The 655-nt window shown below is 66.1% G+C and carries 1 protein-coding gene; it reads left to right on the top strand.

Annotation, left to right across the window (positions count from 1 at the left end):
• Positions 1-5: 5 nt before the first annotated feature.
• Positions 6-655: aldehyde dehydrogenase family protein (locus EN925_RS38560; RefSeq protein ID WP_245487481.1), on the top strand; the 650-nt coding region annotated here is incomplete at its 3' end.

Here is a 655-nt window from a genome sequence, read left to right as displayed (position 1 = left end):
AGGGCCTGTTCATCGATGGCGTGCAGGTCGAGGCAACAAGCGGCGCAAGCCTGCCGGTGACGTCGCCGATCGACGGCCGACCTTTCGCCAGCATCGCCGACGGCAACGCCGCCGATATCGACCGCGCCGTGAAGTCGGCGCGCAAGGCGTTCGAGAAGGACTCGTGGTCGCGCGCCACACCCGCCTTTCGCAAGAAGGTGCTGACGAAATTCGCCGAGCTGGTCGAGAAACACGCCGATGAGCTCGCCGTGCTCGGTGTGCGCGACAACGGCACCGAGATCGGCATGGCCTACAAGGCAGAACCGCTGTCGGCGGCAGGCACCATCCGCTACTATGCCGAGGCCATCGACAAGGTCTATGGCGAGATAGCGCCGACGGCCGAGAATGTGCTCGGACTGATCCACAAGGAGCCGCTCGGCGTCGTCGGCGTCATCGTGCCGTGGAATTTCCCGCTGATGATCGGTGCCTGGAAGATCGCGCCTGCACTTGCCGCCGGCAATTGCGTGGTGGTGAAGCCGCCGGAGATCGCCTCGCTGACGCTGCTGCGGCTGGCCGAACTGGCAAGCGAGGCCGGCTTGCCCGCCGGTGTGCTCAACGTCGTCACCGGGCTTGGCGCGGTCACCGGCGAGGCGCTCGGTCTGCATATGGATGTCGA

It is taken from the genome of Mesorhizobium sp. M7A.F.Ca.US.006.04.2.1 (assembly GCF_004022915.1).
Lineage (GTDB): Bacteria > Pseudomonadota > Alphaproteobacteria > Rhizobiales > Rhizobiaceae > Mesorhizobium > Mesorhizobium ciceri.
Note: the sequence above shows the minus strand (reverse complement) of the source record. Positions and strands in the feature narration are given on the sequence as shown.